The 20416-nt window shown below is 70.5% G+C and carries 21 protein-coding genes and 1 pseudogene; 16 read left to right on the top strand and 6 right to left on the bottom strand.

Annotated features, from left to right (window positions below):
• Nucleotides 1-46 precede the first annotated feature (46 nt).
• The 9 genes from flbT to ssb all read left to right on the top strand — a co-directional run bounded on the left by flbT (nucleotide 47) and on the right by ssb (nucleotide 8277).
• Complete coding sequence (flbT, locus tag VGL30_RS11895) at nucleotides 47-472, top strand: flagellar biosynthesis repressor FlbT (protein ID WP_331540195.1); 426 nt, start codon at nucleotides 47-49, stop codon at nucleotides 470-472.
• Nucleotides 432-788: a flagellar biosynthesis regulator FlaF gene (gene flaF / locus VGL30_RS11890; protein WP_331540193.1), complete on the top strand. Its 357-nt coding sequence runs from the start codon at nucleotides 432-434 to the stop codon at nucleotides 786-788. The genes flbT and flaF overlap by 41 nt, the downstream gene beginning before the upstream one ends.
• A 477-nt stretch (nucleotides 789-1265) precedes the next feature.
• Complete coding sequence (locus tag VGL30_RS11885; protein ID WP_331540191.1) at nucleotides 1266-2099, top strand: flagellin; 834 nt, start codon at nucleotides 1266-1268, stop codon at nucleotides 2097-2099.
• A gap of 135 nt (nucleotides 2100-2234) precedes the next feature.
• Nucleotides 2235-2516 carry a hypothetical protein gene (locus VGL30_RS11880; protein WP_331540189.1) on the top strand — a complete coding sequence of 94 codons (282 nt, stop codon included), beginning with the start codon at nucleotides 2235-2237 and terminating at the stop codon, nucleotides 2514-2516.
• A gap of 178 nt (nucleotides 2517-2694) precedes the next feature.
• Complete coding sequence (locus VGL30_RS11875; protein WP_331540187.1) at nucleotides 2695-3525, top strand: flagellin; 831 nt, start codon at nucleotides 2695-2697, stop codon at nucleotides 3523-3525.
• Nucleotides 3526-3724: 199 nt separating this feature from the next.
• On the top strand, nucleotides 3725-6511 hold the full coding sequence (locus VGL30_RS11870; protein ID WP_331540185.1) for a hypothetical protein: 2787 nt from the start codon (nucleotides 3725-3727) through the stop codon (nucleotides 6509-6511).
• Between the two features lie 41 nt (nucleotides 6512-6552).
• The gene (locus VGL30_RS11865; RefSeq protein ID WP_331540183.1) at nucleotides 6553-7248 is read left to right on the top strand and encodes a hypothetical protein; all 696 of its coding nucleotides are present in this window, start codon (nucleotides 6553-6555) and stop codon (nucleotides 7246-7248) included.
• 16 nt (nucleotides 7249-7264) lie between these two features.
• Entirely contained in the window at nucleotides 7265-7648 is a 384-nt protein-coding gene (locus VGL30_RS11860; RefSeq protein ID WP_331540181.1) for a hypothetical protein, read from the top strand.
• Nucleotides 7649-7791: 143 nt separating this feature from the next.
• Nucleotides 7792-8277: a single-stranded DNA-binding protein gene (ssb, locus tag VGL30_RS11855; RefSeq protein ID WP_331540179.1), complete on the top strand. Its 486-nt coding sequence runs from the start codon at nucleotides 7792-7794 to the stop codon at nucleotides 8275-8277.
• A gap of 66 nt (nucleotides 8278-8343) precedes the next feature.
• Here ssb and VGL30_RS11850 read toward each other — a convergent pair whose 3' ends face one another.
• The 4 genes from VGL30_RS11850 to sodC form a co-directional block, all read right to left on the bottom strand.
• Nucleotides 8344-8784, bottom strand: a complete 441-nt coding sequence (locus VGL30_RS11850; RefSeq protein ID WP_331540177.1) for a DUF3617 domain-containing protein — start codon at nucleotides 8782-8784, stop codon at nucleotides 8344-8346.
• 28 nt (nucleotides 8785-8812) lie between these two features.
• Nucleotides 8813-9883, bottom strand: a complete 1071-nt coding sequence (locus tag VGL30_RS11845) for a 2OG-Fe(II) oxygenase family protein (protein WP_331540175.1) — start codon at nucleotides 9881-9883, stop codon at nucleotides 8813-8815.
• A gap of 85 nt (nucleotides 9884-9968) precedes the next feature.
• Nucleotides 9969-11078, bottom strand: coding sequence for a 2OG-Fe(II) oxygenase (locus VGL30_RS11840; protein WP_331540173.1), 1110 nt, complete (start codon nucleotides 11076-11078; stop codon nucleotides 9969-9971).
• A 9-nt stretch (nucleotides 11079-11087) separates the two neighbouring features.
• Nucleotides 11088-11618 carry a superoxide dismutase[Cu-Zn] gene (gene sodC, locus VGL30_RS11835; RefSeq protein ID WP_331540171.1) on the bottom strand — a complete coding sequence of 177 codons (531 nt, stop codon included), beginning with the start codon at nucleotides 11616-11618 and terminating at the stop codon, nucleotides 11088-11090.
• Between the two features lie 107 nt (nucleotides 11619-11725).
• On the opposite strand from sodC, the gene gyrA reads away from it, so the two are divergent.
• Genes gyrA through VGL30_RS11810 form a run of 5 tightly spaced genes read left to right on the top strand, consistent with a single transcriptional unit; the run spans nucleotide 11726 to nucleotide 16991 of the window.
• Nucleotides 11726-14500 (top strand): DNA gyrase subunit A, encoded by a 2775-nt coding sequence (gene gyrA, locus VGL30_RS11830; protein ID WP_331540169.1) that lies wholly within the window; start codon nucleotides 11726-11728, stop codon nucleotides 14498-14500.
• A 60-nt stretch (nucleotides 14501-14560) separates the two neighbouring features.
• Complete coding sequence (coaD, locus tag VGL30_RS11825; protein WP_331540167.1) at nucleotides 14561-15055, top strand: pantetheine-phosphate adenylyltransferase; 495 nt, start codon at nucleotides 14561-14563, stop codon at nucleotides 15053-15055.
• Nucleotides 15056-15113: 58 nt separating this feature from the next.
• Nucleotides 15114-16013 (top strand): peptidylprolyl isomerase, encoded by a 900-nt coding sequence (locus VGL30_RS11820; protein ID WP_331540165.1) that lies wholly within the window; start codon nucleotides 15114-15116, stop codon nucleotides 16011-16013.
• A complete protein-coding gene (locus VGL30_RS11815) occupies nucleotides 16013-16480 on the top strand; it encodes a peptidylprolyl isomerase (protein ID WP_331540163.1) in 468 nt (155 codons plus the stop codon). The genes VGL30_RS11820 and VGL30_RS11815 overlap by 1 nt, the downstream gene beginning before the upstream one ends.
• A 52-nt stretch (nucleotides 16481-16532) precedes the next feature.
• Complete coding sequence (locus VGL30_RS11810; RefSeq protein WP_331540161.1) at nucleotides 16533-16991, top strand: hypothetical protein; 459 nt, start codon at nucleotides 16533-16535, stop codon at nucleotides 16989-16991.
• A gap of 15 nt (nucleotides 16992-17006) precedes the next feature.
• Here VGL30_RS11810 and VGL30_RS11805 read toward each other — a convergent pair whose 3' ends face one another.
• Nucleotides 17007-17981 (bottom strand): endonuclease/exonuclease/phosphatase family protein, encoded by a 975-nt coding sequence (locus VGL30_RS11805; RefSeq protein ID WP_331540159.1) that lies wholly within the window; start codon nucleotides 17979-17981, stop codon nucleotides 17007-17009.
• A 68-nt stretch (nucleotides 17982-18049) separates the two neighbouring features.
• Between VGL30_RS11805 and queA the strand changes: the two genes are divergently transcribed.
• Together queA and tgt are read left to right on the top strand one after the other, a co-directional pair.
• Complete coding sequence (gene queA / locus VGL30_RS11800) at nucleotides 18050-19126, top strand: tRNA preQ1(34) S-adenosylmethionine ribosyltransferase-isomerase QueA (protein WP_331540240.1); 1077 nt, start codon at nucleotides 18050-18052, stop codon at nucleotides 19124-19126.
• The gene (gene tgt / locus VGL30_RS11795; protein ID WP_331540157.1) at nucleotides 19123-20244 is read left to right on the top strand and encodes a tRNA guanosine(34) transglycosylase Tgt; all 1122 of its coding nucleotides are present in this window, start codon (nucleotides 19123-19125) and stop codon (nucleotides 20242-20244) included. Before queA ends, tgt begins: the two co-directional genes overlap by 4 nt.
• Here tgt and VGL30_RS11790 read toward each other — a convergent pair.
• A pseudogene (locus VGL30_RS11790) lies at nucleotides 20177-20416 on the bottom strand (hypothetical protein); the annotation flags it as partial. The gene tgt and the pseudogene VGL30_RS11790 sit on opposite strands and share 68 nt — an antisense overlap.

Raw genomic sequence — 20416 nt, 5'->3', positions numbered from 1 at the left:
CTTAGGGGTGCGGCTGTGGCCGCCAGCGGTTGGGGAGCCTGAGAATTTGCCGCTCAAGTTGTCGCTGAAGCCGGGCGAGAAGTTCGTGCTCAACGGCGCGGTCGTCCAGAACGGCGACCGGCGCGGGGTTCTGGTTCTTCAGAACAAGGCGTCCGTGCTTCGCGAGAAGGACATCATGCAGGCCGACGAGGCGAACACGCCCGCCCGGCGCATCTATTTTCCGCTGATGATGATGTACCTCGATGAGGCCGGCGCCGGCCGGTACTATGACGAGTTCGTCCGGCGGCTCACCGAATTCATGGGGGCGGTCCGCAACCCGGGCATCCTCGCCGACTGTGTGGCGATCTCCAAGCACTGCATGGCGCACGAATACTACAAGGCGCTGATGCTGTGCCGGAAGCTGATCGAGTACGAAGACGAAAGGCTGGGCAATGTCCCTTCGAGCGTATCAGCAGGCGACGGCGAGAGCTGAATCTTCGCGTGAGGCGGAGTACAGACTGTTCGGCCAGGTCACCCGCGCCCTGATGGCGGCCGCGGCGCTCGACCCGTCGGACCTGCGCGGGCGCATCGACGCGCTCGACTGGAACCGGCGCCTGTGGACGGTGCTGGGCTCCGACTGCGCCGCGCCTGAGAACCAGCTGCCCGACGCGCTCCGCGCCTCGATCATCTCGCTGAGCATCTGGGTGGGCAAGCACACCAGCGCCGTCATCCGCCGCGAGGAGGAGATCGAGCCGCTGATCGACATCAACCGCATGATCATGCAGGGCCTGGGCGGCGAGACGGCCTGACGCCCCGGCGCGCTGCGCCGCGCCTTTCGACAAGGTCCATGAACGTCCGCAGCGCCCGCGCCGCGGACGTTTTCGCGCGCGCCGCCCTTCAATGGGGCGTCATGGCGGAGCGTGTCCCGGCCACCCATGACCATCGATTTTCGGGTCCATTCCGAGCGCGCGGCGATCCTGGATCCGCCGGCGTTCCGCGCGTGCCGCGCTACAGTCGAGGATGACGCGCGAGTCGGGGGAGGGACGGGCGTGGACCACGCCCGTCCCCGCTCGGCCGACCGGCAAAAACTGCCGCCCACCTCGCTGCTAGGCAATTCCTGCCGGCCGAAAGCATGCCTAACAGCTCTATAACGCTGTTATTCCAATGACTTGCGGGGCGCCTTCCGGCCCGTCCGGATGGCCCGGCGCTTGCTCGGGTCTTCATCGGGCAAAACGCCCTCGGCCAGCCAAAATGGCGGCCGGATACCTGAGAAAAGGACCACCCATATGACTAGCGTGAACACGAACGTCGGCGCCATGGTCGCGCTGCAGAACCTGAACCAAACCAACAACGACCTGATGACGGTGCAAAACCGCATCAACACCGGGTTGAAGGTGGCCAGTGCGAAGGACAACGGCGCCATCTGGGCGATCGCCCAGAACCAACGGGCCAGTTCCAACGCCCTGAACGCGGTGAAGGATTCGCTGCAGCGTGGCCAATCGACCGTCGACGTCGCGCTCTCGGCCGGCGGCGCGGTCTCCGACCTGCTGCTGCAGATGAAGGAAAAGGCTCTCGCGGCTTCCGACAATACGCTCGATACCGCGAGCCGGACGGCTTACAATGACGAGTTCAAGTCGCTCGTCAGTCAGATCACGAAGGCGGTCTCCAACGCCGACTTCAACGGGGCGAACCTTATCAAGAACGCCGGCACGTCGATTTACGCGCTGGCGAACGCGGACGGCACCTCGAAGATCACCGTGGCCGCCCAGGACCTGTCGCTCGGCGCTTCTGGTGGCGCCCTGGCGTCGATCGCCGCTACGGCGTCGATCGGCACCCAGACCATCGCCACGGCGATGATCGCCACCGTGACGACGGCGATCAGCAACGTTTCGACCGCCCTGTCCAAGCTGGGCACCGGTTCGAAGTCGTTGGGCTCGCACCTGACCTTCATCGGCAAGCTGCAGGACAGCCTGGACGCCGGTGTCGGCAACCTGGTCGACGCGGACCTGGCGAAGGAAAGCGCCCGTCTCCAAGCGCTGCAAACCAAGCAGCAACTGGGGATCCAGGCGCTCTCGATCGCCAACCAGTCTTCTTCGAGCCTGCTCAGCCTCTTCCGCTAAGCAAAGTAACCGGATCCGCGCCGCAAGGCGCGGGTCCGGCCGCTCCGCTGCGAAGGGGCTCCGACCTCCTCGCCGCAGAGGTCCTTCACCGGCTCCCGCCCACGCGGGCGGCCCCCAGCAAAAGGAGAGGTTCCCGTGGCGACAATCTCTGCCACGCCCGACGCCAGCTTCGGCGTCCCCCTGCGTCCCGCACCGTCGGATGCAGCCAGAACCGGGCGCCAACCCATCGATCCGGCGCAGAACGAGGCCGATCTGCGTCTGGTGATCGAGGAAGGCGAGACGCCTGGCTCCTACATCTACAAGACCGTCAACCGGGTGACCGGCGAGGTGGTGGCGCAGTTTCCGCAGAAGCAGCTGCTCCAGCTCAGGGACGACGCGGCCTACGCCGCCGGCGCGCTGCTGAACGCCAAGGCCTGATCTGCGGGCCCGCATCGCGGCGTCGAGGCGCCTCGATCCGCTCCGGCCGCACGGCCGGCGGCGGGCGCGGCCATGGGCGCCGTTAACCATCTGGACACCATGATTCCGTAACTCTGCCGCATGCGGCGGGGCGCCCGCGAGCCAATGCTCCGGGACCGGGTCAAGGAGATCCAGAGACATGACGATCGGCGTCCACACAAACGCTTCGGCGCTGACCGCCCTGCAGAACCTCAACAAGACCAATGACGAACTGACGGGGGTGCAGAACCGGATCAACACCGGTCTGGCCATCTCCAACGCCAAGGACAACGCCGCCGTCTGGTCGATCGCCCAGGGGCAACGGGCCGACATCGGAGCGCTGGGCGCCGTGAAGATGAGCCTGGACCGCGCCAAGTCCATCGCCGAGGTCGCCATGACCGCCGGCAATTCGGTCTCCGACCTCCTCGTGCAGCTCAAGGAGAAGGTGGTCACCGCCCAGGATCCGTCGCTGGACGCGTCCTCCCGCACGGCGGTGAACTCCGACTACAAGTCGATCCTGCGCCAGATCACCCAGGTCATCCAGAACTCCGCCTTCGACGGCGCCAACGTCCTGGACAACAGCATCACCGGCGGCATCAAGTTCCTGGCCAACGCCGACGCCAACTCCTACATCACACTCTCCAGCAAGAACATGACGCTAGGCGGCGGCATCATCACGCTCACCGCCCTCTCGTCGATCGGCACCGTGACGCTGGCCACCACGGCCATGACCGCGCTCAACACCTCGATCACCAACGTCAACCAGGCCCTGGGCGACATGGGGTCCCAGGCCAAGCAGCTCGAGAACCACAACGTCTTCGTCTCCAAGCTGACCGACGTGCTGACCGCCGGGGTCGGCAACCTGGTTGACGCCGACCTCGCCAAGGAAAGCGCGCGCCTGCAGGCCCTGCAGGTCCAGCAGCAGCTCGGCGCCCAGGCGCTTTCGATCGCCAACCAGGCGCCGCAGGTGATCCTGCAGCTCTTCAAGTAAGCGCCGCGGACCTCCCGAATCGCTCAGATCGGATCCCTCCCACGACCCGCTCATCGCCTTCACCGGGATGAGCGGGTCGCGGGTCAGCCTGAACGGACTTTGCTAGCCGCCTCGATCGCCTTTTCATCGTGGCCTTAACCCACCGTCAGGCTTGTTTCCCCATGATCGGATTGCGGACCTGCGTCCGTGGACCGGTGCGATGACCATCAGCTTCGACAGCAGCCTCCTGCTCGCGTACTACCAGAACCGCGCCGGGGTCCCGGTGACCGGCTCGGCGAGCACGGCTGCGCCGGCGAAGCAGGTGGCGCCGACCGCGCCCTGGCAGTCGACGCCCACGCCGACGGCGGACCAGACCTCGGCGGCGATCCGCAGCGCGCTGGCCGGCCACAGCCTGATCGACGAGAACGCCGCCAAGCTCGACCTCGCGGGCGCCAGCACCGACTACAAGAAGCTGTTCGCCCTCTACCAGGGCCTCGGAACCCTGTCCGCCATGGCCGACAAGGCCCAGGCCAAGGGAACCACCGCCCAGGACCTGCGCCAGCTCGGCCAGGCCTTCACCAAGGGCATGAGCGAGGTCTCGGCCTATGTCGCCGCGGCCAAGCTCGACAACGTCCGCCTGGCGCAGGGCGACGTCTCCATCAGCGCCAAGACCACGCTGGGCGTGGCGCGCACCCAGACCGAATATGTCACCGGCCCGCTGGTCTCCGGATCTTCGAGCACCGAGGTCCCGGCCTTCCAGGGCGCCGTCCAGTTCACCATCTCCGCCAAGAGCGGAAACAACACCAAGACGGTCAACATCAACCTGGCGGACCTGGGCGTGCTGCCGCGCACCCTCGGCAACGTCATCAACTACGTGAACGGCAAGCTGCAGGACGCCGGCATCGCCTCCCGCCTGGCGACCCAGCGGACGCCGGCGGTCCCCACGACCACGACGGTCGGCGGCAAGACCGTCACCCTGTCGCCCGGCGCCGACCAGTGGGCGCTGAAGGTCAAGGTCGATTCCATCGAGACGCTCAGCTTCTCCGCCCCGGCCACCGCCGGCGCCGTCTACCTGGCGCAGTCCGTCGGCGATCCGAATCCGGACAAGAACCCGCTCACCGACGACGGCGTCACCAGCCGCGAGCTGCTCAAGTTCCAGACCGACACCACGGCCGTCGACGCCGCGCCCAAGCCGGCCGGCGCCGCCAACTGGGTCGACGGGCGGGTGTTTTCCGAGGCCCTGGGGCCGGAGGTCAAGACGGTCCGCGCCACCAAGATCGGTCCGGACGGCTCGGTCTACATGCTGGCCGACATCACAGCCAAGACCGGCGACCAGGCGATCAAGGGCGGCCAGGACGTAGCCCTGATGAAGTACGATTCGGCAGGCAAGCTTCTCTATACCCGCACCCTCGGCGCCTCCGACGAGGCCAGCGGCCTGGGCCTGGCGGTCTCGGCGGACGGGCAGGTGGCCGTGGCCGGCTCGCTGACCGGCGGCCTGATCGGGGCGCAGACCGGGCCGACCAACTCCGGCCCGACCGGAACCAACGCTGCGGCCAGCGACAGCTTCGTCACCCTCTACGACAAGGACGGCCAGGAAGTCTGGACCGAGCGGCGCGGCGCCCGCCTCGACGACGAGGCGAGCCAGGTGGCCTTCGGCGCGGACGGGACCGTCTACGTGGCCGGCCGGTCGAAGTCGGCCGTCCCGGGAACCACCACGATCGGCGGCTGGGACAGCTACACGGAGGCCTTCAAGGCCGACCCGAAGGGCAAGGTCCAGACCCTGTTCGCCCAGTCCTTCGGCACGACGGGCGACGACAGGCCCGCGGGCCTGGTGATGGACGGGACCTCCATGGTGGTCGCCGGCACGGAGGACGGCCACGCCGTGTTGCGGCGCTACGACGTCTCGGGCGCGGCGCCGGTGCTGACCGCCACCCGCGACCTCGGCGACCTGCAGGGCGGCGATATCGCCGGCCTGGCGCTGGACGGCGGCCAGGTGGTGGTGGCCGGAACCACCAGCAACGCGGCGCTCGCGGGCGGAACCATCACCCACGCGCTCTCCGGCGGCACGGACGCCTTCGCCGTGCGGCTGTCGGCGGACCTGGCGCCCGGCGCCGGCGATGCGGTGGCCTATTACGGCGGATCGGGGAACGACAAGGCGACTTCGCTGGCCGTGGGCGGCGGCAAGGTGTGGATCGCCGGATCCACCGCCAGCGACCTGCCGAACCTGGATCCCATGGGGGTGAAGGACGGCTTCCTCGCCGGCCTGGACATGGGCACGGGCCAGGCGACCTGGTCGCGCCGCTTCACCGGCAAGGACCGCCAGGCGGTCCCCAGCGCGATCGCCTTCGACGCCTCCGGCTCCAGCGTGCTGGACCGCTTGGGCCTGCCGCAGGGGACGCTCACCATGGCCGGGTCGCAGCGGCTGACCGCGGCCAGCGCGCTCCGGGCCGGCGACCAGTTCACCGTCGCCGCGGACGGGGGCCGGCCGGTCGCGGTCTCCATCGACGACAAGGACGCCATCGACACCCTGGCCACCAAAGTGCGTCGGGCGCTGGGCTTCAACGTGCTGGTCGACATCGTCACCGTCAACGGGACCCGCCGGCTGCAGATCAAGCCGTCCAGCGACCGCTCGACCATCACCATCGGCTCGGGCAAGGACGGCCAGGACGCCCTGCCGCTGCTCGGCCTGTCGCCGGGCGTGGTTCGCGCCACGACGACGCAAGACGGCAAGACCGTGCCCGGCGACGGCAAGGCCCAGATCTACGGCCTGAAGCTGGACACCGCCATCAACCTGTCGAGCGCCGACCAGATCAAGCACGCCGCCGCCGAGCTCGCCACCGCGATGGGCGTGATCCGCAACATCTACAAGGACCTGGTGGCGGCGGCGTCGCCGAAGACCGCCACGCCCGCCGCCAGCACGGCGTCCGGGCCCGTGCCGGCCTATCTCACCAACCAGATCGCCAACTACCAGGCGGCCCTGGACCGGCTGACGGCCGGCTCCTCCTGACCTAGCTTGAAACCGCCGCCGCCGCAGTCTAGCCAGGGCGGATGGCGTTTATCTCCGACCGTCGCAATCTGTCGCTCCTGATCGGGGCGGGGCTGGCGCTGCTGGCCGGCGTGGCGATCGCCGCCCTGCTGGTCCTTCGCCACCGGAACGAGACGCCGCCGCCGGCCCCGGCCTCCCAGGCCGGCCTGGTGATCGACGCCACGGGCAAGGAGGAGGGCAAGCTCGACCCGGCCAAGCCGCTGCGCTGCTTCGTTGGCGGCCAGTTCGTGGGCGAGCTCACCCTGGCCGACTGCGCCCAGCGCAACGGCGTGGCCACCGGCGCGCTGGACGTGGGCGTCGACGAATCCGGACAGCTCGCCGCCGCCGACCAGGCCGGCACGGTGCTGACGCCCCTGCCGCCGGCGGGGGCCGCCACCGCGCCGGCCCCCGCCGCCGCCGCGCCCGCCGCCTCCGCCACGCCGGCGTCCACCTCCTCCGGCACGCCCACGCCTGCTGGCGCCTGCTGGCGCTACGCGGACGGCGAGTGGCGCAGGCTGCCCCAGGACCTGACCCTCAACGCCTGCGTCCAGACCCTGTTCGCCGGCCGTTGCGAACGTCCCGACGGCGCCACCTACGGCCGCTGGATGCAGCAGACCCTGCGCCTGGCGCCGGGCAAGGTGGAGGTCTCGGGCGACAACCACAGCTTCCGGCTTCTGGTGGAACAGGCCGCCGGCTGCGCCATTCCGGCTATCGGCTAGATCTCAGGAGACCCTCATGCGCCGACCGGCCCTGGTCCTAGCCCTCGCGGCGGCCGCCGCGCTCGCAGGGTGCGCCAAGCGCACCCTGCCGCCCGGCGACGTGGGCGTCTGCTACCACGTCGCGCCGCTGAAGGACGGCAAGTCCCTGCGCTACAACCGGCTGGTGGAGAACGTACCCAGCCTGGAGTCCTGCGCCGCCAACCTGGAGGCGATGCGCATCAAGTTCCTGCGGCTCGGCGGCAGCAACCAGGACATCTACGGGGCCTACCAGGGCAATTTCATCTTCATCCAGAGGGAAGGGGTGTTCACCGCCCCCTCCCTGGAGGAGCACCGCTACCTGGCCCTGGTGCGCACCGGCGACGGGCGGCTCGCGATCCCCAGCGCCATGCCGACGCAATAGCCGCGGCGAATCCGCCCCGGGGACGAACTTGCCTGTGGGCGGATTGGAACGGAAGAAGAACATCTTATTGATCCGCCGCGGCCGGCGCGCTAGCGTGCCGGCGGGCCCAGCGCCCGCATCTACGGAAACCAGGGAAATTCGACATGGCGGGCAGCGTCAACAAGGTCATCCTCATCGGCAACCTCGGGGCCGATCCCGAGATCCGCACCCTCAACTCCGGCGACCGCGTCGCCAACCTGCGCATCGCCACCTCCGAGACCTGGCGCGACCGCGGCTCGGGCGAGCGCAAGGAGCGCACCGAGTGGCACCGGGTGGTGATCTTCAACGACAACCTGGTGAAGGTGGCCGAGAGCTACCTGCGCAAGGGCTCCAAGGTCTATCTGGAGGGGGCGATCCAGACCCGGAAGTGGACCGACCAGTCCGGCGTGGAGAAGTTCTCCACCGAGGTCGTGCTGCAGAAGTTCCGCGGCGAGCTCACCATGCTCGACGGCAAGGGCGAGGGCGGGGGCGCCGACCGCGAGGAAGGCGGCTATTCCGGCGGCTTCTCCTCCGCCTCCGGCCCGAAGACCCAGCGCTCCGGCCCGCGCGAGGAGTTCTCCGCCGACCTGGACGACGAGATCCCGTTCTAGGGCGATCCCTTTCATCCCCGTCCTCTGCGGGACGGGGAAGGAAAGTCGCCCGCGGGCCCTACCGCCTCACTTCTCGGGCGCGGCCTCGGGCGGCGGGCAGGCGTCGGCGATGCGGTGCGATTCGGTGCGCACCTTGCCGGCGATCGGGATGCCCAGGATCTCGGTCGCCACGTCCGCCGTCAGGGTGAAGCTGGTGGGCGTGTAGGCGCCTTCCCCGGACAGCGCCACCTGCTGGCCCTTCTTGCTGACGCAAGTCCCCTTCAGGAGGATCTTGCCGTCCTCGAACGCGCGGGTCGGATAGGTGCAGGCATAGTGGCGGTTGGAGGGGCCCATCATGAACTTCTCCACGTCCGCCGGCGTGATGCAGCGCCTCTCCGTGGACGTGGTCCGGATCGGCGACAGGACGCGGTTGGTGGATTCCCAGTAGCCGGGCTGGATGGTTTCGGCGGCGGCCGCAGCGCCGGCGCAGGCAGCCAGGACCAGGGCGAAGGGGAGGGCGGCGTTCATCGGGCGAGACTGCGCAGCCAGCCGTGAACTAGGCCTGAACGCCAGCCGGCGGCGGGACCGCGTCGTCGATGAACCTCAGGTTCGCCTCCCGCACCCTGGCGCCCTCCTCGTCGTAGAGGAACGGCAGGAAGGCGTAGCGTCGCCCCCTGGTCACCGGCGTGGCCTCGTGCAGCAGCGAGCAGGAAAACACCACCGCCCCGCCGGTCGGCGGCCGGTAGGTGCGCCGGCCGAACTCGGGGAACCTCAGGTCGCCGCCCTCGAACGCCTCGGCGTCGAGGTTGATCGACACGGCGAACCGCCGGTGGACCGTGCCCTTGGTGGTGTTGTCGCGGTGCGGGCGGAAGTAGCCGCCCTCCTCGGCGTCGTAGCGGGCGACGATGTAGCGCTCCATCCGCGTCGCCTTGAACTGCAGGGCCTTTTCGACCTCCGGCAGCAGCCGCCGGGCGATCCGCGCGCGGAGCTCCCTGCGCAAGGCCTGGTCCTCGATGTCGGCGTCGCGGCGGCTTTTGAAGTCGTCCACCATGCCGACGGTCCGCCCGTCGACCTCGCGCATCACGCCGGACACCGTCCCGCCCACGCGGTCGTAGAGGGCGATCAGCTGGCGGCAGACGGCGGGCTCGAAGATCCGCGGGACGATCAGCACCGGGGCATGCATCGTCACCCCCGCGTGGTCGTCGGGCGCGGGCAGGGCGGCCAGCGACCGGAACAGGCCCTCGGCCGCGTCCAGCGGCGCCGTCGCGATCACCCGCAAGGTGGGGTCGAGCAGCAGCCAGCCGGACCCGGCGCCGTCCGGTTCGAGGAACTGGAACTGCCGGGAGACCCCGCCGTCCCGGTCGCGGGCGTAGCGCAGGCCGGGAACCTCGTCCCGCGCCGCGGCGATGGAGGCCTCGTCGCGCAGGATGAGGAAGGCGCAGAGCCCCATGTCGTCGAACCGGTCGCGCCCGGCCGCGATCTGCGCCCTGGCCAGGGCCAGGCTCTCCGCGTCCGGGACGCAGCCCACGAGCACGAAGCGGCCGGCGGCGACGCTGAAGGCGAAGCGTGGATTGCCCGGCGTATCGAGATCGGGCCACGGCGCGGCCTCGCCGAACTGCAACGCCATCGGATCCCCCGACCCAGGCGGGCCCGCGCGCCCGCAGCGCTGAGCCTAGCCACAAGCCGCACGCCGGCGCCAGACCCGCGGGCCGTCAGCCGGGCGCCTGCGGGGATTCGACACTGTTCAGATACGCCGCCAGGGTCCGGGCGCCGGCCGCGTCGTAGAAGAACGGCAGGAAGGCGTAGCGGCGGCCCCTGGTCACCGGCGTCGCCTCGTGCAGCAGCGAGCAGGAGAACGCCACCGCCCCGCCCACCGGCGGCCGGCAGGTCGTCCGGCCATACTCCGGAAACCGCAGGTCGCCGCCTTCGAAGCCGGCGTTCAGGTTGATCGAGCAGGCGAACTTGCGGTTCGCGGTCTGGCGGGTGGTGTCGTCGCGGTGGGCGCGGAACAGACCGCCGTCGTCCGCATCGTAGCAGCCCAGCAGATAACGCTCGATCTCGGTCACCTGGAACTGGAAGGCCCTGTGGATCTGCGGGAACAGCCGCCGGGCCAGGGCGTCGCGCAGGGCGGCCTTGAGCTGCGGATCGGCGATGGTCACGTCGCGGCGCTTCTTGAAGTCGTCCATCACCGCCCGGGTCCGCGCGCCCCCGTCGCGCATCACGCCGCCGAAAGCCCCGCCGTCGGCGTCGAAGAGCGCGATCAGGCGCTCGCAAAGCTCCGGCTCGAGAATCCGCGGCGCAATCAGCACCGGCGCCACCAGGGGGACCTCGGCGTAGCCGTCCGGCTCGGGCAACCGGCGCAGCATCTGGAAGACCTGGGCGGCGGCGGCCAGGGGCGCGCGGCCGGCCACCCGCAGCGACGGATCGAGCAGGATCCACAACGGCGTCTCCGTTCCCTGGTCGTCGAGGGCGCCGTAGAGGCGGCTCACCGCGCCGTCACGATCGAGGAACCAGCGCAGGCCGCGCTTGTCCCGCGCCGAGGCCGCCGTCTCCGGATCGCGCGCCACCAGGAAGGCCGATAGCCGCACGTCGTCGAACAGCGCCCGGTTCGCCCCCGCCGCGACCATCGCCGCCTGCCGCTGGTCGGGGTCCAGCGGCAGGAAGCCCAGCAGGACGTACCGGCCCGCCACCGTGTTGAAGGTGAACGCCGGCTGGCTGGGCGTGTCGGCGGTGAACCAGGGCGCCGGGTCGCCCAGGGTAAGCGGCAGGCTGGCCGCATTCCCCGGCCGTCGGTCGGGCGGCGGCGCGGAGGCTGCGGTCATGGACGCGGCTCAGCCCTTGGGGGCGATCACGCCGCAGGCGATGCGCGCGCCGGCCCCGCCGATCGGCTGGGTGCGGTAGTCGTCCGGGTTGGCGTGGATGACGATGGCCGACCCGTCCGCGTCCGCCAGCGCCGGACGCCCGGACGCGGCCAGCGACACGTAGGTCGAGAACAGCTCGACCGTCGCCGTTCCGTCGGCGCCCACGTAGAGGTTCGGCAGGTCGCCGGCCTCGGTGGCCTCGGTGTTCAGCAGGCCGTGCACGATCGTGGCCTTGGCGTGGACATGGCCGCCGGCCGAGGTGAAGTCGGCCTTCGAGCAGTCGCCCTTCTCGTGGAAGTGCAGGCCATGCCAGCCGGGCGTCAGGCCCTTGGCCTCTATCCTGACGAGCACCCCATTCGGCGCCTCGGTGACCTGGGCCCGGCCCACGCTGGCGCCGGCCGCGTTCTTCAGGTCGACGCCGACGCCCGGGGGCGCGTCGGCGGCCCAGGCGGCGGTTGCGGCGCAGGCTGCGCCGACCAGGGTGAAGATGATGGATTTCATGGTCGTTTTCTCCGCCTCGGCCGGTGCGAACGTTGGCGCCCGGCACTTTAGAATGCTAACAGGACTCCCCCATATCCTGTGTTCGATTCTGACGGCTAAATCCTCCCTTGACCGACGACACGACTATCCCGCCCGATGACAGCCGGCGCGGGGGCATAGCCCCGATCGCCATCGAGGATGAACTCAAGAAGTCGTACCTCGACTACGCCATGAGCGTGATCGTCAGCCGCGCGCTGCCGGACGTGCGCGACGGCCTGAAGCCGGTCCACCGCCGCATCCTGTTCTCCATGAACGAGCAGGGCCACACGCCGGACCGCAGCTATGTAAAGTCCGCCCGCGTGGTGGGCGACGTGATGGGGAAATACCACCCGCACGGCGACGTGGCGATCTACGACACCCTGGTGCGGATGGCCCAGCCGTTCTCCATGGGCCTGCTGCTGATCGACGGCCAGGGCAACTTCGGCTCGGTGGACAACGACCCGCCGGCGGCCATGCGCTACACCGAGTGCCGGCTGACCAAGGCCTCGATGTCGATCCTGGCCGACCTCGACAAGGACACCGTCGACTTCAAGGACAACTACGACGGCTCCGAGCACGAGCCGGTGGTCCTGCCGTCGCGCATCCCCAACCTGCTGGTCAACGGCGCCGGCGGCATCGCCGTGGGCATGGCGACCAATATCCCGCCGCATAACCTGGGCGAGATCATCGACGCCTGCGTGGCCCTGGTCGACGATCCCGAGATCGGCCTCGACGCCCTGCTGGACATCGTGCCCGCCCCCGACTTCCCCACAGGCGGCGAGATCATCGGCCGCACCGGCGCCCGCGCGGCGCTGATGACCGGCCGCGGCTCGGTGATCATGCGCGGCAAGGCGGCGGTGGAGGAGATCCGCAAGGACCGCGAAGCGATCATCATCACCGCCATCCCCTACCAGGTGAACAAGGCCGCCCTGGTGGAGCGGATCGCCGAGCTGGTGCGGGAAAAGCGCATCGAGGGCGTCGCCGACCTGCGCGACGAGAGCGACCGCCAGGGCATGCGGGTGGTGGTGGAGCTGCGCCGCGACGCCTCCGGCGAGGTGGTGCTGAACCAGCTCTACCGGTTCACGCCGCTGCAGACCTCCTTCGGCGTCAACATGCTGGCGCTGAACCGGGGCCGGCCCCTGCAGATGGGCCTGCGCGATATCCTCGAGGCCTTCATCGCCTTCCGCGAGGAAGTCGTCGTCCGGCGGATCAAGTTCGAGCTGGGCAAGGCCCGCGACCGCGGCCACGTGCTGGTGGGCCTGGCCATCGCCGTGGCCAACATCGACGAGGTGATCCACATCATCCGCTCGTCCAAGGACCCGGCCGAGGCGCGCGAGCGCCTGGTGGCGCGGGACTGGCCGGCGGGCGACATGATGCCCCTGATCGCGCTGATCGCCGACCCGCGCACCCAGGTGGTGGACGGCGACCGCGTGCGGCTGACCGACGAACAGGCCCGGGCGATCCTCGCCCTGACGCTGGCCCGCCTGACCGGCCTCGGCCGCGACGAGATCTTCAAGGAGGCCAGCGACCTGGCCCGGGCCATCGCCGGCCACCTGGATGTGCTGTCCTCGCGCGAGAAGATCATGGCCATCGTCCGCGCCGAGCTGATCGAGGTGAGGGAGGCCTTCGCCGTGCCGCGCCGCACGGAGATCGTCGACGGCGACGCCGACGTCGAGGACGAGGACCTGATCGCCCGCGAGGACATGGTGATCACCGTCACCCACTCGGGCTACGTCAAGCGCACCCCGCTGGCCACCTACCGCACCCAGCACCGGGGCGGGAAGGGCCGCTCGGGCATGTCGACCAAGGAGGAAGACGCCGTCACCCGGGTGTTCTCCGCCTCCACCCACGCGCCGGTGCTGTTCTTCTCCTCCGGCGGCAAGGTCTACAAGCTGAAGGTCTGGCGCCTGCCGGTGGGCACGCCCACCTCGCGGGGCAAGGCGTTCATCAACCTGCTGCCCATCGAGCCTGGCGAAAGCATCACCTCGATCCTGCCGCTGCCGGAGGACGAGGCCAGCTGGGACCAGTTCGACGTGATGTTCGCCACCCGCTCCGGCGGCGTGCGGCGCAACAAGCTCAGCGACTTTGTGCAGATCAACCGCAACGGCAAGATCGCCATGAAGCTGGACGAGGGCGATTCCATCATCGGCGTCGGCCTGTGCAACGCGGCGCAGAACGACATCCTGCTGACCACCGCGCTCGGCCGCTCGATCCGCTTCGCCACCGAGGAGGTGCGGGTGTTCGCCGGCCGTGAATCCACCGGCGTGCGCGGCGTCCGCCTGGCCGATGGCGACAGCGTCATCTCCATGGCCATCCTGCGCTCGGTGGACGCCACGCCGGCCGAGCGGGCGGCCTACATCAAGCATTCCAACGCCATGCGCCGCGCGGTGAGCGGCGAGGACGAGATCGAGGACGCGGCGCCCGACGACGAAGACGAGGCGGTCGACGAAACGGCGCTGACGCCGGAGCGCATCGCCCAGCTGGGGGCGGCGGAGGAATTCATCCTCACCGTCTCCACCGAGGGCTTCGGCAAGCGCACCTCGGCCTACGAGTTCCGCCGCACCGGCCGGGGCGGGCAGGGGCTGCTGGCCCAGGACCTCACCCGCAAGGGCGGCCGGCTCGCCGCCTCCTTCCCGGTGGAGGAGTTCGACCAGATCCTGCTGGTCACCGACCAGGGCCAGCTGATCCGCACGCCGGTGAGCCAGGTGCGCATCGTGGGCCGCAACACCTCGGGCGTGACGATCTTCCGCACCGCCCCCGATGAGCATGTGGTCTCGGTGGAGCGGCTGGCCGATTCCGGCGAGGATGCCGACGAAGCGGGCGACGCAGCGCCGGGCGACGCGGCGGCGGGCGGTGAAGATTAGACTTGCCAGATGGCCGGGGCCCGGCGAAAGCCGAAAGGCGCTGCTGGGGGATCAAGCCGCATGACCCGTATCGGGCTCTATCCTGGGACTTTCGACCCGTTCACCAACGGCCACACCGACATCATCGGCCGGGCGGTCAAGCTGGTGGACAAGCTGGTCATCGGCGTGGCCCGCAACGAGGGCAAGGGGCCGCTGTTCTCGCTCGATGAGCGGGTGGCGATCCTCCAGGAGGAGATCGCGACCCTCAACAGCCAGATCGAGGTCGTCGTCCAGTCCTTCGACGGCCTGCTGATCCACTACGCCCGCGAGGTCGGCGCCTCGATGATCATCCGCGGCCTGCGGGCGGTGGCCGACTTCGAGTACGAGTTCCAGATGACGGCCATGAACCAGCAGCTCGACCGCAACATCGAGACGGTGTTCCTGATGGCCGACCCGCGGCACCAGGCGATCTCCTCCAGCCTGGTCAAGGTGATCGCCCAGCTGGGCGGCGACGTCTCCCGCTTCGTGAGCCCGCGGGTCACCGTGCGGCTGGCCGGCAAGGTGGGCGGCTCTTGACGCCGGCTGCCGCGGACAGGCTGGCGGTCACGCCAGGCCGCCGTTACGGTTGACCGCGATGTTCTTCAGACCCGCGCTCCTCGCCGCCGCCCTGGCGGCCGCCACAGGCTCCGCCGACGCCGCTCCGCGCCCGGCCCGCGCCACGCCGCCGCCCGCCGCAAAGCCGGCCCCGCCCGCGCCTGTGAAGCCTGGTCCGCCGGGCCCCTCCGACTGGCGCACGCCCGACCCGCAGGACATCCTGGTGATCGACACCAACAAGGGCCGGGTCATCGTCGAGCTGATCCCCGAGATCGCGCCCAACCATGTCCAGCGCATCCGCGACCTGGCGCACGAGAACTTCTACGACCGCCTGACCTTCTTCCGCGTGATCGAGAATTTCATGGACCAGACCGGCGACCCGCAGAACACCGGCGTCGGCGGCTCGGCGAAGCCGAACCTGGCGGCGGAGTTCACCTTCCGCCGCGGGCCTGACACCGGCATGGTGCTGGCCTCCGACCAGGGGGTGGCCGAGACCGGCTTCATCAAGTCGATGCCGGTGATGAGCCAGAGCTCGATGCTGATGCCGATGACCGCCGACGGCAAGGTCTCGGCCTGGGGCCTCTACTGCCCGGGCGTCGCGGCCATGGCTCGCGACAACGACCCGGCCTCCGGCAACAGCCAGTTTTTTCTGATGCGCGCCGGCTATCCTTCGCTCGAGAGGCGCTATACCGCCTGGGGCCGGGTGCTCGCCGGCCAGGACGTGGTGCGGGCGATCAAGACCGGCGAGCCGGTGGCCGAGCCGCAGGACCGCATGGAGAAGGTCCGCCTGCTCTCCGACATGCCGGCGGCGGAGCGGCCGCAGGTGCGGGTGGTCGACCCCAGGAGCGCGTGGTTCAAGTCCGAGATCGAGTGGGTGCGTATGGCGAAGAGCGCCGACTTCACCCCGTGCGATGTTGAAATCCCAGTAGAGGTGAAGTGATGGCCAACGACCCCGAGAACACCCTGATCCTGACCCTGGAGGGCGGCCCGGTGACCATCCGGCTGCGTCCCGACCTCGCGCCCGGCCACGTGGCGCGGATCAAGGAGCTGGCGCGCGAAGGCTTCTACGACGGCGTCGTCTTCCATCGGGTGATCCCGGGCTTCATGGCCCAGGGCGGCGATCCCACCGGCAGCGGCATGGGCGGCTCCAGCAAGCCCAACCTGCCGGCGGAGTTCTCCAAGGCGCCGCACATCCGCGGGGTCTGCTCCATGGCCCGCTCGTCGAGCCCGAATTCGGCCAACAGCCAGTTCTTCATCTGCTTCGACAACGCCAGCTTCCTCGACGGCCAGTACACCGTCTGGGGCGAGGTGACCGAGGGGATGGAGCAGGTGGACGCCCTGCCCAAGGGCGAGCCGCCGCGGGAGCCCGGCAAGATCGTCTCGATGAAGGTCGCGGCGGACGCATGAGGCCAAGGCCCGGGCGACCCGGGCGCTGGCCTCGCTGAGCCGAGGAGCCGGCATGGCGGGCAGGCTGAAGGTCTTCGTCACCTCGGACGGCCTCACCGACTTCGTGGTGGCGGCCAGCTCGCGGCCGAAGGCGCTGGCCGCCTGGGGCGTGCGGCAGGACCTTTTCAGGGAAGGCCTGGCGCACGAGACCGACGACCCGAAGCTGGCCGCCGAGGCCAGGGCGCGGCCCGGCGAAGTGCTGCGCCGGCCGGCCGGCTCGCGGGCGGCGCTCGCCAGGCTGAAGCCACCGCCGAAGCCCGAGGGACCGTCGAAGGCGGCGTTGCGCAAGGCGGCGGAGCTGAGGGCCAGGCTGGCGGCCCTGGAGGCGGCGCACGCCGAGGCCGAGACGGCGTTCGACCAGGCGCGGCGCGAGCTGGAGGCCGAGGCGGCGAGGCGCCGACGCCGCACGGCGGGCCGGCGCGACAAGCTGAGCGCGGCGCTGGAAGCCGCGGAGCGCGCGCTCGAAACCTGATCGCCCGGGGGAAGCTCATGGGGCCAAGGCCAGCCTCACGACCACCGGATAATGGTCCGAGCCCAGCTTCGGCCCGCGCCTGACGCTGACGGTGCGCCAGGCGGGCCCGGCGTAGACGTGGTCGATCGGCAGGAAAGGCGCCACCACCAGCAGGCGGTGGCCGGTGGAATTGCGGGCGGGCCAGGAGAACAGCGCCCGGGTGCGCCGCTCCAGGCCGAAGCGGGCGTCGTCCCGCCGCCGGGCGAAGGACCAGGGCGTCGAGTTGAAGTCGCCGGCCACGATCAGCCGCGAGTGGTCGAAGCCGTCCAGCACCCTGGCGAGATCCGCGGCCTGGGCGGCCTGCATCCGCACCAGGGTCGGCCAGGCGTAGTGGACGCCCACCACGGTGAACCCCCCGTCGGCCGTCGCGAAGGTGGCCAGCGCCAGCACCGCATGCGGGCCGCGGCCCCGTGGCCGGGGCAGGACATTGCTCGCCTGCGGCGCCTTGGAAAGGATCACCACGGAGCTGCGCGACCCCGACTGCTGGTAGCGCTTCAGGCGCCGGATGGCGTCGAGCACCGGTGGCTGGGCCTCCTCGATCACCACGATGTCGGGATCCTCCCCCACGATCCAGCGGGCGGTGCCTTCCGGATCGACGTTGCGGTTCCAGGTGTTGAACTGGATGAGCTTGATCTGGTGCGGCGCGTCGGGCGCCACGCGCGGGCTCATGCGGCGGATGAGCTCGGGGACGATCAGCCCGCCCGCCGCGACCATGGCCACCACGCCCGGGATCAGCAGCGCCGCCTTGATCGACGGCGGCCGCAAGCAGAGCGCCGTGACCGTCGCCGCCAGGCCGCCCGCGAACCAGAAGGGGGCGAAGTGGGCGAGGATGTCCAGTCGCCCGTCGGCGCGCCCGCCCCAGGCGAGGACCGCGCCCGCGGCGCAGAGGAAACCCATGCCCAGCGCGGCGCTCGCGACCAGGCTGGAGAAGAGGATGACGACGAACCGCATTCGCGCCCAGCTCTAGCATGGCGGCCCGCTTGACGCGCCAGGCCATGCATGCGCTTGACCCGCTGTTCATGCAGCTTGCCGATTTCGACTTCGATTTGCCCGAGGGGCGCATCGCCCTGCGTCCGGCCGCGCCGCGGGATGCGGCCCGGATGCTGGTGGTCGTCCCCGGCCGGCCGCTGCACGACCTGCGGGTCAGCGACCTGCCGGGCCGGCTTCGCGCCGGCGACCTGCTGGTGATGAACGACACCCGGGTGATCGCCGCGCGGCTGAAGGGCCGGCGCTGGCGCGACGAGGCCAGCGTCGCCGTCGAGGCCACCCTGCACCGCAGGCTGGCGCCACACCTGTGGACCGCCTTCATGCGGCCGGGCAAGCGGCTGGCGCCCGGCGACCGGGTGGCGCTCGGCGAAACCGGCGACCGGGCCTGCCTGCTGGGCGCGCTGAACGCCACTGTCGAGGCGAAGGGGGAGGGCGGCGAGGTGACCTTGGCCTTCGACCTTGCGGGCCCGGACCTCGACGCGGCGATCGCCGAACGGGGCGCGATGCCGCTGCCGCCCTATATCGCCGCGCTGCGGCCCGAGGACGAGCGCGACCGCACCGACTACCAGACCGTCTACGCCCAGGCCGACGGCTCGGTGGCGGCGCCGACGGCGGGCCTGCACTTCACGCCGCAGCTGCTGGACAGGCTGGCGGCCGCCGGCGTCGGGACGGCCTATGTCACCCTGCACGTGGGCGCCGGCACCTTCCTGCCGGTGAAGACCGAGACGGTGGAGGCGCACCGCATGCACCCCGAACGGGGCGAGGTGAGCGCGGCGGCCGCCCAGGCGGTGAACCGCACGCGGGCGGCCGGCGGACGCGTCGTCTGCGTCGGCACCACCTCCCTGCGCCTCCTGGAATCGGCGGCCGGCGAGGACGGGACGATGCGGCCGTTCGATGGCGAGACGGCGATCTTCATCACCCCGGGCTACCGGTTCCGCGCCGCTGACGGATTGATGACCAATTTCCACCTGCCCAGGTCGACGCTGTTCATGCTGGTCAGCGCCTTCGCGGGCCTGGCCGAGATGCGCGCCGCCTACGCCCACGCCATCGCCGCGGGCTACCGCTTCTATTCCTACGGCGACGCCAGTCTGCTGTGGCGGGCCCGATGACGGCGTTTCCCTTCCGCATCGACGCCCGGGACGGCCAGGCCCGCACGGGGGCGCTGCAGACGGCGCGCGGCGAGATCCGCACACCGGCCTTCATGCCGGTGGGGACGGCGGCGACGGTGAAGGCGCTGACGGTCGACCAGGTGGCGGCGAGCGGCGCCGACATCCTCTTGGGCAACACCTACCACCTGATGCTGCGGCCCACGGCCGAGCGGGTGGCGCGGCTGGGCGGCCTGCACCGGTTCATGCGCTGGGCGAAGCCGATCCTCACCGATTCCGGCGGCTTCCAGGTCATGTCGCTTTCGAAGATCGCCAGGGTGACCGAGGAGGGGGTGGCCTTCCAGAGCCACATCGACGGCTCCCGCCATGCGCTGACGCCCGAGCGCGCGGTGGAGATCCAGGCCGACCTGCTGGGGTCGGACATCGTCATGCAGCTCGACGAGTGCGTCGCCTGGCCGGCGGAACCGGCGCGGGCCGCAGAGGCGCTGCGGCTCTCGGCCCGCTGGGGCGCGCGCTGCAAGGCGGCGTTCGGCGATCGCGAGCGCCAGGCGCTGTTCGGCATCCAGCAGGGCTCGACCTTCCTCGACCTGCGGCGCGAGTCCTCCGAGCGCCTGCAGGAGACTGGCTTCGACGGCTACGCCATCGGCGGCCTGGCGGTGGGGGAGGGGCACGAGGCCATGTGCGGGGTGCTGGACGAGGCGGTGGACCTCCTGCCCGCGGATCGGCCCCGCTACCTGATGGGGGTCGGCAAGCCGATCGACCTGGTCGAGGCGGTGGCGCGCGGGGTGGACATGTTCGACTGCGTGCTGCCCACCCGCTCAGGCCGCCACGGCCAGGCCTTCACCTGGGACGGCGTCGTCAACCTGAAGAACGCCCGCTTTGCCGAGGACGCGACGCCGCTCGACGCCGACAGCGCCTGCCCGGCCAGCCGAGACTACACGAGGGCGTACCTGCATCACCTTGTGAAGGCGCAGGAAATTCTCGGACAAGTGCTGCTGTCCTGGCACAATCTGGCCTTCTACCAGGCGCTGATGGCGGCCATGCGCCAAGCGGTCACTGAGGGGCGGTTTGCGGCGTTCCGGGCTGAGATGCGCGGTCGCCTAGGTGGATCGGGAAGTTAGGCTTCAGCCGCCCCGCCTCGCGCAGCACGGATTCGTCCTGCATCACCGGACGCCCGGCGTTGACGTGGGAGGGCGTGGCCGGCGGCTCGCAGCCGCGCGCCTCGCCCAGGCCTTTCAGATAGGCCCGCCGCACGGCGCCGGCCACGATCGCCGACTGCACGAGGTGGTCGTG

The sequence above is a fragment of the Phenylobacterium sp. genome (assembly GCF_036502675.1).
Lineage (GTDB): Bacteria > Pseudomonadota > Alphaproteobacteria > Caulobacterales > Caulobacteraceae > Phenylobacterium.
This window is presented reverse-complemented; position numbering and strand designations above follow the sequence as displayed.

What these genes read in the sequence shown, in the direction of transcription:
- VGL30_RS11810 (WP_331540161.1), top strand. Translation starts at nt 16,533, where the DNA reads ATGGCGGGCAGGCTGAAGGTCTTCGTCACCTCGGACGGCCTCACCGAC.
- VGL30_RS11875 (WP_331540187.1), top strand. Translation starts at nt 2,695, where the DNA reads ATGACGATCGGCGTCCACACAAACGCTTCGGCGCTGACCGCCCTGCAG.
- VGL30_RS11840 (WP_331540173.1), bottom strand. Translation starts at nt 11,078, where the DNA reads ATGACCGCAGCCTCCGCGCCGCCGCCCGACCGACGGCCGGGGAATGCG.
- VGL30_RS11845 (WP_331540175.1), bottom strand. Translation starts at nt 9,883, where the DNA reads ATGGCGTTGCAGTTCGGCGAGGCCGCGCCGTGGCCCGATCTCGATACG.
- sodC (WP_331540171.1), bottom strand. Translation starts at nt 11,618, where the DNA reads ATGAAATCCATCATCTTCACCCTGGTCGGCGCAGCCTGCGCCGCAACC.
- VGL30_RS11885 (WP_331540191.1), top strand. Translation starts at nt 1,266, where the DNA reads ATGACTAGCGTGAACACGAACGTCGGCGCCATGGTCGCGCTGCAGAAC.
- VGL30_RS11805 (WP_331540159.1), bottom strand. Translation starts at nt 17,981, where the DNA reads ATGCGGTTCGTCGTCATCCTCTTCTCCAGCCTGGTCGCGAGCGCCGCG.
- coaD (WP_331540167.1), top strand. Translation starts at nt 14,561, where the DNA reads ATGACCCGTATCGGGCTCTATCCTGGGACTTTCGACCCGTTCACCAAC.
- VGL30_RS11865 (WP_331540183.1), top strand. Translation starts at nt 6,553, where the DNA reads ATGGCGTTTATCTCCGACCGTCGCAATCTGTCGCTCCTGATCGGGGCG.
- VGL30_RS11850 (WP_331540177.1), bottom strand. Translation starts at nt 8,784, where the DNA reads ATGAACGCCGCCCTCCCCTTCGCCCTGGTCCTGGCTGCCTGCGCCGGC.
- flaF (WP_331540193.1), top strand. Translation starts at nt 432, where the DNA reads ATGTCCCTTCGAGCGTATCAGCAGGCGACGGCGAGAGCTGAATCTTCG.
- VGL30_RS11820 (WP_331540165.1), top strand. Translation starts at nt 15,114, where the DNA reads ATGTTCTTCAGACCCGCGCTCCTCGCCGCCGCCCTGGCGGCCGCCACA.
- VGL30_RS11860 (WP_331540181.1), top strand. Translation starts at nt 7,265, where the DNA reads ATGCGCCGACCGGCCCTGGTCCTAGCCCTCGCGGCGGCCGCCGCGCTC.
- VGL30_RS11870 (WP_331540185.1), top strand. Translation starts at nt 3,725, where the DNA reads ATGACCATCAGCTTCGACAGCAGCCTCCTGCTCGCGTACTACCAGAAC.
- ssb (WP_331540179.1), top strand. Translation starts at nt 7,792, where the DNA reads ATGGCGGGCAGCGTCAACAAGGTCATCCTCATCGGCAACCTCGGGGCC.
- queA (WP_331540240.1), top strand. Translation starts at nt 18,050, where the DNA reads ATGCAGCTTGCCGATTTCGACTTCGATTTGCCCGAGGGGCGCATCGCC.
- tgt (WP_331540157.1), top strand. Translation starts at nt 19,123, where the DNA reads ATGACGGCGTTTCCCTTCCGCATCGACGCCCGGGACGGCCAGGCCCGC.
- VGL30_RS11815 (WP_331540163.1), top strand. Translation starts at nt 16,013, where the DNA reads ATGGCCAACGACCCCGAGAACACCCTGATCCTGACCCTGGAGGGCGGC.